This is a genomic window from Methylobacterium oryzae (assembly GCF_036441375.1).
Lineage (GTDB): Bacteria > Pseudomonadota > Alphaproteobacteria > Rhizobiales > Beijerinckiaceae > Methylobacterium > Methylobacterium oryzae_A.
Map to the genome: position 1 here is coordinate 113122 of NZ_MLCA01000009.1, position 14583 is coordinate 127704.

A 14583-nucleotide genomic window follows, 5' to 3' on the forward strand; every position below is an offset into this window, starting at 1 on the left:
GCTTCCGGGGGGACGCCGGCGGTTCCGGCGACCGTCGCGCCCGAGCGGCGCGCCGAGACCGCATATTTAGACGTCGACGAACCGCCGCAGGAACGCGACCCAGGAGGGCGCCGATCCGCGGACGGGGCTCGTTCGATCTTCGACGCCACCTCGATGCCTCCCGTCGCACGATGCCGCCGTCGGTGGGGATCGTCCCCCGTTCCGACGCGTGGACTACTTCGGCGTGCGTTGCGGGTCACTATGCCGCCGCGTCATACCGGTCAAATGCCGTTTTCCGGACTTTGCATATCGTGATTGGTATGTCCGCGATCGGAGCTTGTCGCGGCTCGGTCGGCATCGGGTCGCGCCGGACGACGCAAGCGGCCGGTCGCGGCGAGCGAAGGAACGCGGGGCCGGCCGAAGCGGAGAGGGCTGGTCGTGCCGACGCGGCGCCGGCAAGCCGGGTAAGGTCTTACGGCTCCGCCGGACGCAAATCCCTGGTCCGGGGCGAATGGGTCGACCTCCCAACCACGCGCATCCGGGTTCGACGCGCAGACCGCCCCCGCAGGGCGCGTGCCTCCCGCCACAGGTGAGACGCGCGCCGTCCTTAGGCGGGGACGGGCACGTGTACCTCCGCGACGTGGACGGACGCGGGGCCGCGCATCGCAAAGACGAGCAAGCGGTCGCCCGCCGCGGTCGCGACGGGGTCATCGTCGACCGAGACGAGGTCGACCGCTCCGTCCGCCTTGATCACCAGGAGGCGGATCGCTCCCGGCTCCGCGAGGGCGTCCGCCGAGGCGATCTCGAACCGCCAACCGACCTCGTGCCGTCCGGCCAGGGCATCGAAGTCGGCCGTGCCGTCGCCAAGCACCTTGCCGCGCGCATCCCGGCTGACGCCGGTGTCCCGGTGCAGGAGGTGGTTCGCAGACGGCGCGAGTTGGTAGACGCGCTCGCGGCCGATGTCGGGGGCCAGCCGGGTACAGATCAGGGCGTTATAGAGCTCGTCGCGCGTCGCGGCGAGGAGGTGGTCCGGCGGATGGTCCGCCAGGCCCTCCTCGGCATGGCGGGATAGGAGTTCGGCTTGCAGCGTCGGCACGCCCGCGTCGCGTGCGGCGTGCAGCGCGCCGGGATAGGTGTCGATGAGGACGACCGGCACGCCCGCACGGTGCAGCGCGACGACCATGTCGCTCGCCCAAGGGGATGCCCCGACGACGGCCAGCCTTTGGCCCTCGGCCGCGACGGACAGGCCGAACCGACGCGCCAGCGGGCCCAGGGAGAGGCCGTGGAGGAGCACCGTCGCGACGATGACGGCGAACACGGTCGGTTGGATGAGGTCGCCCCCGGCGTAGCCCGCCTCGCTCAGACGGGGACCGGCCAACCCGGCGACGGCCGCGGCGACGATGCCGCGAGGACCGATCCAACCGACGAAGACGCGCTCCCGCCGCGACAGGCCGCTTCGCAGGGTCGCCAGCCAGATCGCCGCCGGGCGGACGGCGAACAGGACCGCCGCCGTCAGTCCGACGATGGGTAGCGACAGCTTGCCGAGGACCTCGAGGTCGAGGTCGGCGGTGAGCACGACGAAGAGGCTCGATACAAGTAGGACGACGAGGGATTCCTTGAACCGGCGCAACTCCGAGATGCCCGGCACATGGCGATTGGCGAGCGCGACGCCGAACGCCGTCGCCCCGATCAGCCCGGCCTCGTGCATCAGCAGGTTAGGCACGACGTAGGCGACGAGGGCGAGCGCGAGCAAGACCGGCGTCTTCAAGGTCTCCGGGACGAAGTCGCGCCGGAACCCCCAGGCCACAAGGAAGGCCGAGCCGACGCCGAGCGCGCCCGCGGCCAGGACACCCTCGGCGAGGCGGACGGCGAGCTTGGCGACCGGGACGGCATCGGACCGGCCGGGCGTGCCGACCAGGATCTCGAGGACGACCGCCGTGAGGATGGCGCCGACGGGATCGTTGACGATGGCCTCCCATTTGAGGAAGGCGGCCGAGCGCCGCTCCAACCGGGCATGGCGCAGCAGCGGCAGGATCACCGTCGGACCCGTCACGACGAGGATGGCGCCGAACACCGCCGCGGGTCCCCACATCAAGCCGCCGACGAGGTGGGCGGCGAGCGTTCCCAGCGCGAAGTTGACCGGCAGGGCGAAGGCGGTGAGTCGGAGCACGCCCTCGCCGGAGGCCCTGAGCTCGCGGAAGTCGAGAGCGAGGCCGCCCTCGAATACCACGATGGCCACCGCGAGGCCGACCAGCGCGCGAAGGTTCTCCCCGAAATCGTGGGTCGGGTGCAGCACGCCCAGCACGGGCCCGACCAGGAACCCGAGCCCGAGCAGCAGCACGATGGCGGGGATCCGCAGGCGGGCGGCGAGGACCTGGGCGGCGACGCCGCCGCCCACGATGGACAGCACCGCGGTGGCCAGCCCGTGTTCCATGCGCGATGCTCCAAGCGGCGTCGGACCTGCCCGATGGCGTCCGAACCGCGGGTTCAAGGTGGGCCGGGACGGTGGAGGATCGCGCCATGTCCACCGGACGGGCGAGGACCTGGCACGCGTGACAGGGCCAATCGCGAGGCGGCATCGCGGTTCCCTCGGACGCCTCGACCGCCTCCCACCCTGGTGGCATCGCTGCGTTCCGGCGCCACCGCGCCGCGCCCGCCCCGCCGCCCCATCCGACCGCGCCCGGGCTGGGCCCGACACGATCGCGTCGTCGCCTGAAGTAATCGCACGCCCGTGATCGACGGAAACAGGCTTCGTTAACCGATCAAACAAATCCTGCGGCTGCAACGCCAACCCGATCTGACCGTGGGGGCGGCGGACCTTGTTTCCGGGACACGACCCATGCGCACCCAACACTCCATCCGGTCCGCGCTCGCCGCCGCCTTCGGCGTCCTGGCGCTCATCGCCGCCGGCCAGGGGGCGCTGTCGCTCTACGAGCTCGCCGGCATCCGGCGCTCGGTGACCGAGGTCTCCACCGATTGGCTGCCCTCCGTCGTCGCGGTGAACGAGATCAGGGGCGCCGCCTCCGAGGTCCGGATCAAGCAACTGCGCATGCTCAGCCTATCCGACACCCCGACCCGGCTGGCGGAGAACGAGGCCAAGCTGGCGGCGGCCCACGACAGGCTCGCCCAGGCGCGGAAGGCCTACGAGCCGCTGGTGTCCTCGCCCGAGGAGCGCGCGTTGTATGACGCCTTCGCCGCCGTATGGACGCGTTTCGAGCAGGCCGACCTCGAGGGCCGCCGCCTGATCGAGTCCGGCCGGCAGCCAGCCGCCCTCGCGCTGATGAGCGGCCCCGAGACGGCGAATCTCTACGACGAGGCCCGTGCTGGCCTGCAGCGCGACGTCGAACTCAACGAACGGGGCGCCCGGCGCGACGTGGACGCCGCCAAGCAGGGCGCCGATGCCGCCACGCTTGCCGCCTACGTGGCGGTGGTGCTCGCTCTTTCGGCCGCGAGCGCCGCCGCCGCCTTCGGACTGCTGCGCGTCTCGCGCCCGATCCAGGCGATGACGGCCGCGATGTCGGTCCTCGCCGGCGGCGACGCCGCCGCCGACGTGCCGTACCGGGGCCGCGGCGACGAGATCGGTGCGATGGCCGCCGCCGTGCAGGTGTTCAAGGACAACCTGATCCGGACCCGTGCGCTGGAGGCCGAGACCGCCGAGGCGCGGCTCGCGGCGGAGGAGCAGCGCAAGGCCGGCATGCGCGGGATGGCCGACGGGTTCGAGGCGGCGGTCGGCGGGGTCATCGGGATGGTGTCGTCGTCGGCGTCCGAGCTGCAGGCCACGGCGCGGACGATGACCGCGACGGCGGCCGGGACCGCGGGCCAGTCGACCACGGTGGCGGCCGCCGCCGAGGAGGCGGCGTCGAACGTCAACACCGTCGCGGCGGCGGCGGAGGAGCTGGGCTCCTCGGTGCAGGAGATCGGCCGGCAGGTCGCGGGCTCGGCCGAGCTGGCGCGGCACGCCGTCGACGAGGCCGACCAGACCGGCGCCCTGGTCCACGAGTTGAGCGCGGCAGTGGCGCGCATCGGCGACGTCGTGGCTCTGATCCAGGGCATCGCCGGGCAGACCAACCTCCTGGCGCTGAACGCCACGATCGAGGCGGCGCGCGCGGGCGCGGCCGGCAAGGGCTTCGCGGTGGTCGCCGCCGAGGTCAAGGCGCTGGCCGAGCAGACCGCCAAGGCGACCGGCGAGATCTCGGGGCAGATCGCGCGGATCCAGGCCTCGACGGGTCAGGCGGTGGCGTCGATCGCCGGCATCACCGGGCGGATCCGGGAGATCAGCGGGGTGGCGACCTCGATCGCGGCGGCGGTGGAGCAGCAGGGCGCGGCGACCCAGGAGATCGTGCGCAACGTCGCGCAGGCGGCGATGGGCACGGGCGAGGTGACGGCCAACATCGCCGGGGTGGCAGGCGCGGCCGAGGAGACCGGGGCGGCGGCGAGCCAGGTCCTGGGCGCGGCCTCCGAGCTGTCGCGCCAGTCCGAGCACCTCTCGGCCGAAGTCGACCGCTTCCTCGCAACCGTCCGCGCCGCCTGACCGTCCCATGTGATCGAGCCAATTCGCCCGGCGCGGCTCCCGATCGGACGATCCCGGCCCGATGGTGGGCGGGACGCCGTCGAGGCCGGGCTCGGCGAACCAGTGCGGTCGACACCGGATCGCTGGCCGGTCCGTGCCGGGACACGTCCCGCACGCACGGTGCTCGGCCGAGGAGGACGATGCGCGCACTGGGCGACCCCGGGGGCCGGGATCGTTCCCCGGCGGTTCGGGGGACCGCGTCGCATCGCCCGCGTGCCTCAACCGGAGCGGCCTTTTCCTCGTTCGAAAGACGCGACGGCCCGAGGCGACCCAGCCCCGCCGGGGGAGGGGACCCGATGGTCGATGAGGAGATTTGCGGTGACGCCCGGTCCCGCGATAGCGACCGGCGCGTTCGAGCGCCGCCCCGACCCGACTCTTCGGCGGCATCGTGCGGCCAGGGGACGGGCATCGTCGCTGCCGCGGGCGGAGATGTCCGGGCCGAACCGCCGGCGGCCGGGGTCGAAGCCCGGATCCGGCGCCGGCTGGCGACGGAGGGATCCCGACCCGCCCGCGTGCGCCCCGCTAGACGAAGCTTTGGTCGAGCCCCCTCTGCCGGGCGCGGTCGATCATCTGGAGGGCACGCGAACGGTCGATGTCGCGGGCGAGCATCGCCTCGAACATCGTCGCGTACTCGATGTCGGTCCGGGTGCCGAACAAGCCCGGGTCGTCCGTGTTGAACGAGACCAGGGCATTCTCGCCGAGCGCGTCGTCGAACCGGAAGAACGGGTGGTCCCGCAGGTCGTCGATGGTGCCGGTGGCCAGGTTGCTCGACGGGTTCGCCTCCACGCTGACGCCCTTCGACCGGATGGATTCGATCACCAGGACCTGGGCCCGCCCGATCTGCTCGGCCAGCCGGGACATCGCCGCCGCCTCCTCCGACGGGGCGAACGCGGCGCGCGCGGCCATGGTGCCGGGATCGTAGGTTTCCCGATGGACCAAGCCGCGCGCCGTGCCCGCGCCCGACCAATCCGGATCCGGCATCTCGAAGCGGAGGTCGAGGACGCGGTCGAGTTCGTGCGACGGCGGGTGGGCCCCGTAGATCCGATGCGAGAGGTCGGTGACGACCCGGTCGGCGTCCTGTACGGCCCGGCCAGACCAGAATCCGCCGGCCCGGGCCTCCCGCCGCAGCCAGACCAGGTTGTCCAAGAGCACGCCCTGGGGGAGCGGACCGATGCGACGGGTCTGCTCGAACCGCCCGATGTCCCATCCGGCCGCGAGGCCGTGTCCGATCCGATCGCCCGGCTCCAGGACGTTGTCGAGCAGGCCCGCCATCGCCCGCAAGCCGTCGAGGGGATGATGGAAGTCCTCCCCCGCGTGGTAGGTCAGCCCGAGGTGGCGCAGGCCCGGCGGCGGCCGGTCCTGCGCGGCGTCGGCCAGGCGACCCCAATGCGCGAAGGCGGCATGGGGACGGCGGCGGACCGCGGGACCGGCCCCACGCAGCAGCCTCAGGTACGGCGCGAAGACCTCCGGCGGGCATCCCCGCTCGAGGTTGGCGACGTCGATGCCCACGACGTGCCGGGCGAGCTCGGGATGACGGTGTCGGAAGCATTGGAAGACCGCCGACAGCTTGTCGAGCCTCTCGCGCAGGCGTCCGAAATGCATTGGGACGGCGACGCTCGCGGCGGGGTCGGCGTCCCGGATGAAGTGGACGACGAATGCCGTCTCGATCCCGTCGAACGGCGCGCGCCCGCTGAAGCGATCCTCCCAGAGCTTGCCGAACTGGGCCCATTCCCGGACCGACTTGAACGGGGCCAGGCGCAGCTCGAGCTTGCGTAGGTTCGGGGCTTCCGCGGCGAGGGACAGCATGCGCCGGTACCGTTCGTAGCGGACGCGGGCCGATCGCTTCTTGAGCCTTTGCTCGTTGATCGTCTCGCCGCGGTCCAAGAACTCGCGGAACCGCATCAGCCCGAGGCCGGCCCCGTGGGATTGGAGATGGCGCTGGATGAACGTGCTCTTGGCAACCAGGTAGCGGTCGAGCGCGTCGCGGACGTCGGTGCGGCCGGACCGCACCGCAAGCCAACCCGAGACGAGCAGCGTGCGTTCGGTACGGGCGGCCTCCGGCCCCGCGAGCGGCGCGGCCCCCAGGATCGGCGATCCGGGCAGGAGAAGCTCCATCCCCCGCCTGACGCCGACGGCGCCAGCGACGAGGGCCTTCTCCCGCTCCCGCCGCCGATGCGTCTCGCCGTCGTCGACGAGCTCGCCCAGCGCTTCCGGGACGTACGACCGCAATCCGTCGACGGCCACCTCGCCGGCCATGACGCGCAACCACAGCAGCGGGACCGGATCGCAGGCCTCGATGTGGACGTGGCTGTCGGCCAGCCCCTTGCTCAGGACCTGGTCGAGGCCGCGGTCGTGGACGCTCAGGTACGTGCCCCATCCCGGCAGATGTCCGACGAGCTCGGCCGCCGGGACCCCCTGCGGCGCGTCCCGCGCGATCCTCCGGGCCACCAGGCCGTCCGCGTCGAGGCGCGCGGTCAACCGTCGCCATTGCGCGAGCGCCCCGACCGTCAAGCCGGGCGAGCCGGCGCGGAAGATAAGCGCGCGCTCGAACGGCCGAAGGACGTGATCGTACCACTCGGACAACGTGGTGTCGTCGGAGGCGAACAGCTTGGCCGCGGACGCGACGTCCTCGGCGTTCTGCGCGGGCAGGCGACGCCTGAGGTAGGCGGCGAAGAGCTCGCCGAGGGATCGGCTGCCCGGCCAGCGGCCGACGGCATGGTCGAGCCGCGGCGACCAGAACAGGAACTCGAGCGCGACCTCGTCAAGCGTGAACGACATGCGCGCCCGAGATCGCCTCCACGGTCATCCCGAGCAGCAACGCCGCCAGCTCTCGGGGATCGGACGGCCAGCGGCGCTCCGCCAGGTTCGACGCGGTCTTGCGCAGGGTCTCCGCGCGGTCCTCGAGCGCCGCGACGCACTGGGCGACGTCGCGGGCCATGATCCGGCGTTCCGTCGCCTCGACGTCCGGGAACAGCCAGCGACGGTCGGGACGACGTCCTTGGCCGGCCCGCTCCCGTCCCGTCGAGGCCCGCAAGCCGTCGCCCGCCGCCCGGAGCGCCTGGAGCAGGCGATCCCAATGCTCGGGTTCCGCGGCGACGTTGCGGGCGGCGAAACCGTAGTCGAAGACGGGCAGGGCACAGGCGCCCAGGCTCCAGGCCAACAGGGCGGCGCCGCGCGGGTCGGCGGAGTCGGACAGCACGTCCGCCGACTGCGCGATCAGGTTGGGTCCGTTCACGAAGCTGGGACCCTCGTCGGCGACCGCCTCATAGGGCAGGGTGCCCAGCGTCTCGGTCCGCCGGGCGATCTTGAGCGCGTTGATCCACGTCTGAAGCGCGGTGCGCCGCGTCCAGTCCGCGAACGCCAGGAAGTCCGGAAGCGCCGCGGCGGCGTCCCGCGGGCCGGAGCCGCCTTCGGCGGCACGCAGCGCGAACACCAGGTCGTCCCGCGTGCGGCCCTCGCCCCTGGCCACGGCCCTCAGGACGAGCGAGAGCACCTCCGGGGCGACGGCGAAATCCATGGCGACCCGATTGAGGATCACGAACCTGTCGTCCGCGCGGGATACCCGGCGGACGTTCTCGAACTGATAAACCAACCACTCCAGGGCGGTGCCGTCGTCAGCGCTCGAGAGGATCTGGATGGACGCCTCGACGTCCGCGCGGACCCGGTCCTTCCCGGACCGTCCTTGCCCGGAAAGCTGGGCCACCCAGGGGGCGGCTTGGGACGGCGGCGTCCGGTCCGTGTCGGTGAGAAGCCGGAGGTCCGCGAGGTAGAGGCAGTTCCTCGGTAGCGGGAGTTCCGGGAACAGGGCTGCCACGCCCAACGTACGCTCGGGCGCGGCGTGGTCCGACTGGTTTCCCCGGGGCGCGGCCTCGACCCGCGCCCCGTTTCGACCTTCGCCCTCGAGCCAGCGCCGGAGTTCGGGGAAGGCGGAGGCGTCGAGGTTCCGCAACGCGAGCTCCCTGTCGAGGCAGAACTCGACGAGCAGCGCCTCGACCGCGGTCGCGACGTGTTCGGCGTAGCCGTGATATTCGTAGCTCGGCCGGTCGACGAGTTCCCGTCGCCGCAGTCGGCCGTCGAGGATCGCGTCCCGGACGCCGGCGAGCCGCCCGCCGATGACCGGTTTCAGCTCGTTCAGCTTGGCGTACGACAGCAGGGCGTCGTCGATGTCGTGGTTCCGGGCGGTCGCGGCGGCGTGCATGGCGACCATGCGCCGCGCGGTGTCCGACACCAGCGCGGCGTACGGTCCGGCAAGCAGCCACCAGGAGACCGCCCCCCGCCGTCCGTCCGGGACCGTCGAGGCCCGCTGGAACGCCTGGCGGCAGAATTCCCCGTAGTTTCCGCCGAATATGAGGTCGAGCTGGTCCGGGCCCGTCTCGAGCCGGTGCCGGAGGTTCGTCGGCAGGATCTTGTCCAGCTGCGCCGCGATGTTCGACTTCTCGAGCTCGACCAGGCCCCGCAGGAGGGTCGAGTCGCCGACCAGCAATCCCGGCGACCGCTGCGTGAGCTTGAAGAGCGACAAGGTCTCATGGAGCGTGCGCAGCTCCACCGCCATCAGCGACACGATCCGCGCGTGGCTGAGGTACACCCGGATCGAGCGCATGATGTCGTCGGCAGCCTCCGGCACCAGGTCGGAGTCGTCGAAGCTCAGGACCAGGACCTCGTACCCGAGCGCGTCCAGGAAGCGGTCGACGAAGGATCGCCACGTGTCGATCCGCGTGTAGGAGCGTCGGTTGTGCTCGGCGCGGCGGACCACGAACTCGTCGTAGGTCAGCGCGTCGTTGGTGAGCGCCTGCTCGCCGATCTTGCGGGAATACATCCACGCCGCCCCGATGCGTCGACGGAGCCAGTTCTGCAGCTCCTCCAGGCGGCGGTGCCGCTCGTCCTCGATCCGGGTGGCCTCGAGCGCCCCGACCAGGATCTGATCCATGTGCGCGAACACCGCCTCCATGGCCGACTCGTGCGGTTCCATGGTCTCGGGGAAGACGATCGGCAGGAGAAGCGCGACCCGCCTGTTGCCGACCTCGCCGGAGATGGGAGGGAGGTCCATCCGCGCCAGGTCGGCCCGGATCGTATCGTCCGCGCGCTCCGGCGCGGGGGCGAGCGCGTTGTCGAAGCGCATGGCCTTTATGTAGCCGTAGAGGGTCAGCAGCACCGTCGTCTTGCCGCTGCCGCGCTCGCCGTCGATCACGAAGGCGTGGTGGGGGCGATCGAAGTAAGCCCCCTGGTCGAGCGACAGCAGGTCCTTCTCGCCGGGCGGCGTCTCGGACCTTCCGCGCCTGCCGCGGTACGACTCCGCCGCCACTTGGTGAACCGCCTCGACGATGGCCACCAAGGCGGCCCGTTGGCTGCCGAAGAGTTTCTGGAGGCTCGCGAACTTGAAGGCGCCGAACCGGGAACCGGTCAGGGCGTGCCCACCATTCGACTCGTCGGCCACGGCTTTCCCCTGTCGGTCTTGCGGCCACGCTTAAGCCATGGCCGCGGGAGCCCCGCAAGGGTCGGGGATCGACCGCCTGACCGGCCATGGCAGCGGACGTCGCACGGTCGGACGCGCCCGCCGCCGGCGGACCCGGGAGGCCGGGCGCATGTGGTCGAACACGGCCCCGGGCCCCAGGGGACCGCGCGTGCGCTCGCGTGGACGCGGGACATCGCGTCGGGGCGCACGCGGACGTCCTGTGCCGTGTCCGGCGGCCGGCCGGGGACCCCGGCGGCACCCGCCCCTGGTGAGGCGACGGGGCCGGCGGGTCGCCACGATCGCGGCGTCGCCTGCGGCGGATCGAATCCGGCCGCGCTCCCGCGCGGCTTGCGGCGTTGACTCATCGTCAACCCTCGTGTGGCCTTGTCGACGTTTGCACCGTATGCGACCTTGTCCGGCGAGGCGGGCCGGAAACCGAGGTGCCGAACGCGCGGACCTCGAAGCGGGAGCTGAGCCTTTGTTTCGAAGCCCCGCATCGCCCGGCGCGCCGCGCCATCCCATGGGATTCGCCGTCCAACCCGCGATCATGAACACCTTCACCGTCGCCGAAAGGCTACCGGGAGCGACCCGCGGGCGACCGACGGATCCCGATGGGAACCGGGTTCTCCTCGCGTCGCACGACAAGGACTTCCTCGACCACGCCCTGGCCAAGCTGCGCGGGACATCGATCCATGCTTGCGTCGCCACGGACACGAACGGCATCCTGGGCGAGATCGCCCGCGCCAATCCGCATGCGGCCATCATCTCGGACAACCTGCTCGAGGACGACCCGGCGCTTGGGCAAACCCTTGCGAGGCGATACCCGTCCCTGCCGGTGCTGGTCGTCGGTTCCGAGGGACGTGCCCGGGGCAAGCAGGATTGGCGGATCGTCAGCTGGGGGGGCGTCGGCCTGGTGCCTAAGGAGGAGCTCCTGCGCGGCCAGGTCTTGGCCATGGTCATCCGCGAGCTGGCGCAAATGCGCTCCGGCGGGGGATCGTCCCCTCCCTGACGACCCGACCCGCACCGGATCGGCCTCCGCGTCGCCGGAACGACCGAAGCGGGCGCCGCACGTCCCGGGCTCGAAGTGCGACGACGGACCCATCCCCCCTTGCCGTAAGATCTCGAGAAGCCCCGGTCCGCCCGGAAGGGCATCGTCCGGCCCGCGAAGGCGATCGCAACCTCAACGACTCCGGAGCGAGATCCTCGTCGGTCCGCGTGCCGGAAGGCTCGACACGAGCCTGCCCCGGGGGATATCCGTTCCCGCGCGTCGCGATCGGCGCCGCCTCGACGCCGAACGCCGCCGCGTCGAGGACGACGGTGCGTTCGATCGGCCTCGGGGGGCGGCGATCCTGTGCGGATGCGGCGGCCGTAATCCCGCGCGGCATTGCCCGGCGGTGGTCGATTTCCACGCCGCCGCCCGATGACCCCGTCGGGACCAGCGCGAGGCGTTCGCCGGGGCGGCGCCTACGACCGGTGCTTGCCGTGTGGGTGTGCGGCCTCCCGGCGCAGAAACTCGACCAGCGTATCCATTGGATCGATCGGCGCACGGCACAACAACGTCGTGGAACGGCGCTCCTGCGTGACGAGGCCGACTTGGACGAGCTGCCGCAGGTGGCTCGAGAACGTCGACTTGGCGTCTATCTCCAACCGCTCCCTGATGGCGTTCACGGACAGCCCGGTGTCCCCGGACCGTCGGAGCTCGATGAGAATCCGGAGGCGCGTCGGGTTGCCCAGCGCTTCGAGGATGCTAGCCGCGGTGGTGACGTCCATGGCCTCGGGTTCATCCGCAAGCGTCGTGCGAGTCAAGCCGGCACGGCTCGGGGGTCGGGTGTTCGATCCCAGAGCTATGGTGCGGACTTCCCGCCTGCGTGGAGGCGCGCGCCATGGGCCGAGATTGCCGCGCAGTGCCCGCACTACGGAGCGGCGGTATTGAAGGTCGAGCCTCGAGTGGCCGCCAAGGCGTGCGGTCGCGGACGATGGTCCGCCCCGGTACCACCCAACGCCGCGCCTATCGGAGTTTCGACCATGCGGTTGAGTGGACGTATCGAACCGAACGGCGATGGCGTTGCCGCGGCCTTGCGCGGATTGCCGGGATCAAGCCCATGACTGGGCAGCGACAAATCTCTTCGCACGAGAGGGGCAGACCAGCGGAGCTTTTTTTGCAGCCGCCGGGATTTACGTGCCCACGGGCTGGGATTTATCGGGATTAATCCGGGAAGTAAGCCCCGCTAAAACGTTCATGCCACACAATTATTTCTCGTAAGAAATAAGTGGTGGAGCTGAGGGGATTCGAACCCCTGACCTCCGCAGTGCGATTGCGGCGCTCTCCCATCTGAGCTACAGCCCCGTCGAGGCGCCGGCCTTGTAGGCGCGGGCGGCTCAGCCTGTCAATTCCCTGTTTCAACGTCGCCCGCCGCGCGCCGCTCCGGCGCTGGGGTGCGGGCGCCCCGAGGATACGCGCGGACCCGCATGAACGCCCTGATCTGGCTCTTCGACACGGTCGTCCAGCTTTTCATCTACGTCCTCATCGCAAGCGCGGTTCTCAGCTGGTTGGTGGCGTTCAACGTGGTGAACGTGCGCAATCCGATCGTCGCGCAGATCGGCGAGGTGCTCTACCGGCTGACCGAGCCGGTGCTGCGGCCGATCCGCAACCTGCTGCCCAATCTCGGCGGCGTGGACATCTCGCCGATCATCCTGATCCTGCTGCTGCTGTTCATCAGCCGCCTGCTGCACGAGTACGCCGTGCCCGCCACCTACGTTTACGCGCAGTAGGACCGCCGCCCCGTGAAGACGAATCCCGGCCGCTTCTTCGAGGATTTCCGCCTCGGCGAGACCATTCGCCACGCCACCCCGCGCACCGTGACGGTGGGCGACGTGGCGCTGTACACGGGCCTGTACGGGCCGCGCTTCGCCGTGCAGTCGTCGGACGCCTTCGCCCGGGCCATCGGCTACCCGAAGAGCCCGCTCGACGACCTGCTCACCTTCCACATGGTGTTCGGCAAGACCGTCCCGGACGTCTCCCTCAACGCGCTGGCCAATCTCGGCTACGCCGAGGGCGGGTTCCGGCGGCCGGTCTATCCGGGCGAGACGCTCTCCACCGTGTCGGAGGTGATCGGCCTCAAGGAGAGCTCGAACAGGCAGACCGGCGTGGTCTATGTCCGTTCGGTCGGCTCCGACGAGCGCGGCGAGACCGTGCTGAGCTATTGCCGCTGGGTGCTCGTGCGCAAGCGCGACCCCGAGGCCGCGATCGCCGAGGAGCACGTGCCGAGCCTCGCCAAGGTGGTCGACCCGCAGGATCTCGCGGGCGCCCTGCCGAAGCTCTCGGCGGCAGCCTACGACACCGACCTCGCCGGCAGCCCGCACCGCTTCGCGGATTACGCGGTGGGCGAGAAGATCGACCACGTCGACGGCATGACCGTCGAGGAGGCCGAGCACCAGATCGCCACGCGCCTCTTCCAGAACACCGCCAAGGTCCATTTCGACGGGCTGGCCGCCAAGGACACCCGCTTCGGCCGGCGCCTGATCTACGGCGGCCACGTGATCTCGCTCGCCCGGGCGCTGAGCTTCAACGGGCTCGGCAACGCCTTCGCCCTCGCGGGCATCAATGCCGGCCGCCACGTGGCGCCGCTGTTTTCCGGCGACACGGTCTATGCCTGGAGCGAGGTGCTGGCGACCGCCGATGTCGGCCGCGACGATGTCGGGCTCCTGCGCCTGCGCACGGTCGCCACCAAGAACCAGCCCTGCGGCGCCTTCCCGGACCGCGCCGGCGACGGCTACGACCCGGCGGTGATCCTCGATCTCGACTACTGGGCCTTCGTGCCGAAATAGGCGCCCGCGCCACGGCGCCGCCGCGAGGCGGGGCCGCCGGGGGCCGCCTCAGCGGATCCCGCCGCCGACCACGCCCGCCTCGACCGCCAGCGAGAGGCGGTCCGTGACCGCCCACTCGACGCCCACGCCGGCGACCGGCCGGACCGCGATGTCCTGGCGCGTGAACGGCAGCGACCCCGGGGTCGGCCCGACGCGCAGCGTCTGGTGCAGGGCCAGGGCGCCGGCCTTGGCGTAGACCAGCACGTCCGGCGCGACGAGGGTGCCGACCTTCACCTCCAGGGATCCGGCGAAGTCGTTGGAATAGGCGAGGCGCCCGTAGCCCGGCGTGAGGTTGCCGCCGAGGCCGGCCAGGTAATCGAACCCGCCGCTGATGCCGTAGAGGATCGGCCCCTCCTGCCACATCCGGCCGCCCTCGAGCCCGATGGTCGGTCCCGAATAGCTGCCGAAATGCCGGGACGTGCTGACCGCGTAGCCGGTCGAGAGGCGGGCGTAGGAGCCGGTCCAGCGGCCATACGCGTCCTCGGGCATCTGCGGCCACGCGAAGGAGGGCAGCGGCGCGAAGCCGATGGACGGCCAGACCAGCGCCTGGGCGGCGGCGGGGCCGGCCGGGAGCCAGCAGGCCCCGAGCGCGAGGCCGGCCGCGAGGCGGCGGAACGGACGGGAATCGGCGCGTCTGCTCATGCCGCCATCCTAGCCGAAGGCGCCGGGCCGCGACAGGCTTGGCCGTGGCCGCCCGCGGGATCGTGCGCGCCCC

General features: G+C 71.5%; 9 protein-coding genes and 1 tRNA gene. 4 read left to right on the top strand and 6 right to left on the bottom strand.

Annotation, left to right across the window (positions count from 1 at the left end; translation table 11 throughout):
• Window positions 1-586: 586 nt before the first annotated feature.
• Window positions 587-2413: a cation:proton antiporter gene (locus tag MOTC310_RS18200; RefSeq protein WP_331302820.1), complete on the bottom strand. Its 1827-nt coding sequence runs from the start codon at window positions 2411-2413 to the stop codon at window positions 587-589.
• A 405-nt stretch (window positions 2414-2818) separates the two neighbouring features.
• Between MOTC310_RS18200 and MOTC310_RS18205 the strand changes: the two genes are divergently transcribed.
• Window positions 2819-4510, top strand: a complete 1692-nt coding sequence (locus MOTC310_RS18205) for a methyl-accepting chemotaxis protein (RefSeq protein ID WP_331302821.1) — start codon at window positions 2819-2821, stop codon at window positions 4508-4510.
• A gap of 561 nt (window positions 4511-5071) precedes the next feature.
• Here MOTC310_RS18205 and MOTC310_RS18210 read toward each other — a convergent pair.
• Both MOTC310_RS18210 and MOTC310_RS18215 read right to left on the bottom strand, forming a co-directional pair.
• Entirely contained in the window at window positions 5072-7327 is a 2256-nt protein-coding gene (locus tag MOTC310_RS18210; RefSeq protein WP_331302822.1) for a hypothetical protein, read from the bottom strand.
• Entirely contained in the window at window positions 7311-9983 is a 2673-nt protein-coding gene (locus tag MOTC310_RS18215) for a hypothetical protein (RefSeq protein WP_331302823.1), read from the bottom strand. The genes MOTC310_RS18210 and MOTC310_RS18215 overlap by 17 nt, the downstream gene beginning before the upstream one ends.
• Window positions 9984-10521: 538 nt before the next feature.
• On the opposite strand from MOTC310_RS18215, the gene MOTC310_RS18220 reads away from it, so the two are divergent.
• Entirely contained in the window at window positions 10522-11010 is a 489-nt protein-coding gene (locus MOTC310_RS18220; RefSeq protein WP_331302824.1) for a hypothetical protein, read from the top strand.
• 455 nt (window positions 11011-11465) lie between these two features.
• Here the strand turns inward: MOTC310_RS18220 and MOTC310_RS18225 are convergent, their stop codons facing one another.
• Both MOTC310_RS18225 and MOTC310_RS18230 read right to left on the bottom strand, forming a co-directional pair.
• Entirely contained in the window at window positions 11466-11771 is a 306-nt protein-coding gene (locus MOTC310_RS18225) for an ArsR/SmtB family transcription factor (protein WP_331302825.1), read from the bottom strand.
• 501 nt (window positions 11772-12272) lie between these two features.
• Window positions 12273-12348, bottom strand: a tRNA-Ala gene (locus MOTC310_RS18230).
• Window positions 12349-12470: 122 nt separating this feature from the next.
• Here MOTC310_RS18230 and MOTC310_RS18235 point away from each other — a divergent pair.
• Window positions 12471-12773, top strand: coding sequence for a YggT family protein (locus tag MOTC310_RS18235; RefSeq protein ID WP_010684838.1), 303 nt, complete (start codon window positions 12471-12473; stop codon window positions 12771-12773).
• 12 nt (window positions 12774-12785) lie between these two features.
• Entirely contained in the window at window positions 12786-13829 is a 1044-nt protein-coding gene (locus MOTC310_RS18240) for a MaoC family dehydratase (protein ID WP_012321384.1), read from the top strand.
• Between the two features lie 48 nt (window positions 13830-13877).
• Here MOTC310_RS18240 and MOTC310_RS18245 read toward each other — a convergent pair whose 3' ends face one another.
• On the bottom strand, window positions 13878-14510 hold the full coding sequence (locus MOTC310_RS18245; RefSeq protein WP_331292972.1) for an outer membrane protein: 633 nt from the start codon (window positions 14508-14510) through the stop codon (window positions 13878-13880).
• Between the last annotated feature and the right edge of the window lie 73 nt (window positions 14511-14583).

What these genes read in the sequence shown, in the direction of transcription:
- MOTC310_RS18200 (WP_331302820.1), bottom strand. Translation starts at nt 2,413, where the DNA reads ATGGAACACGGGCTGGCCACCGCGGTGCTGTCCATCGTGGGCGGCGGC.
- MOTC310_RS18205 (WP_331302821.1), top strand. Translation starts at nt 2,819, where the DNA reads ATGCGCACCCAACACTCCATCCGGTCCGCGCTCGCCGCCGCCTTCGGC.
- MOTC310_RS18210 (WP_331302822.1), bottom strand. Translation starts at nt 7,327, where the DNA reads ATGTCGTTCACGCTTGACGAGGTCGCGCTCGAGTTCCTGTTCTGGTCG.
- MOTC310_RS18220 (WP_331302824.1), top strand. Translation starts at nt 10,522, where the DNA reads ATGGGATTCGCCGTCCAACCCGCGATCATGAACACCTTCACCGTCGCC.
- MOTC310_RS18225 (WP_331302825.1), bottom strand. Translation starts at nt 11,771, where the DNA reads ATGGACGTCACCACCGCGGCTAGCATCCTCGAAGCGCTGGGCAACCCG.
- MOTC310_RS18235 (WP_010684838.1), top strand. Translation starts at nt 12,471, where the DNA reads ATGAACGCCCTGATCTGGCTCTTCGACACGGTCGTCCAGCTTTTCATC.
- MOTC310_RS18245 (WP_331292972.1), bottom strand. Translation starts at nt 14,510, where the DNA reads ATGAGCAGACGCGCCGATTCCCGTCCGTTCCGCCGCCTCGCGGCCGGC.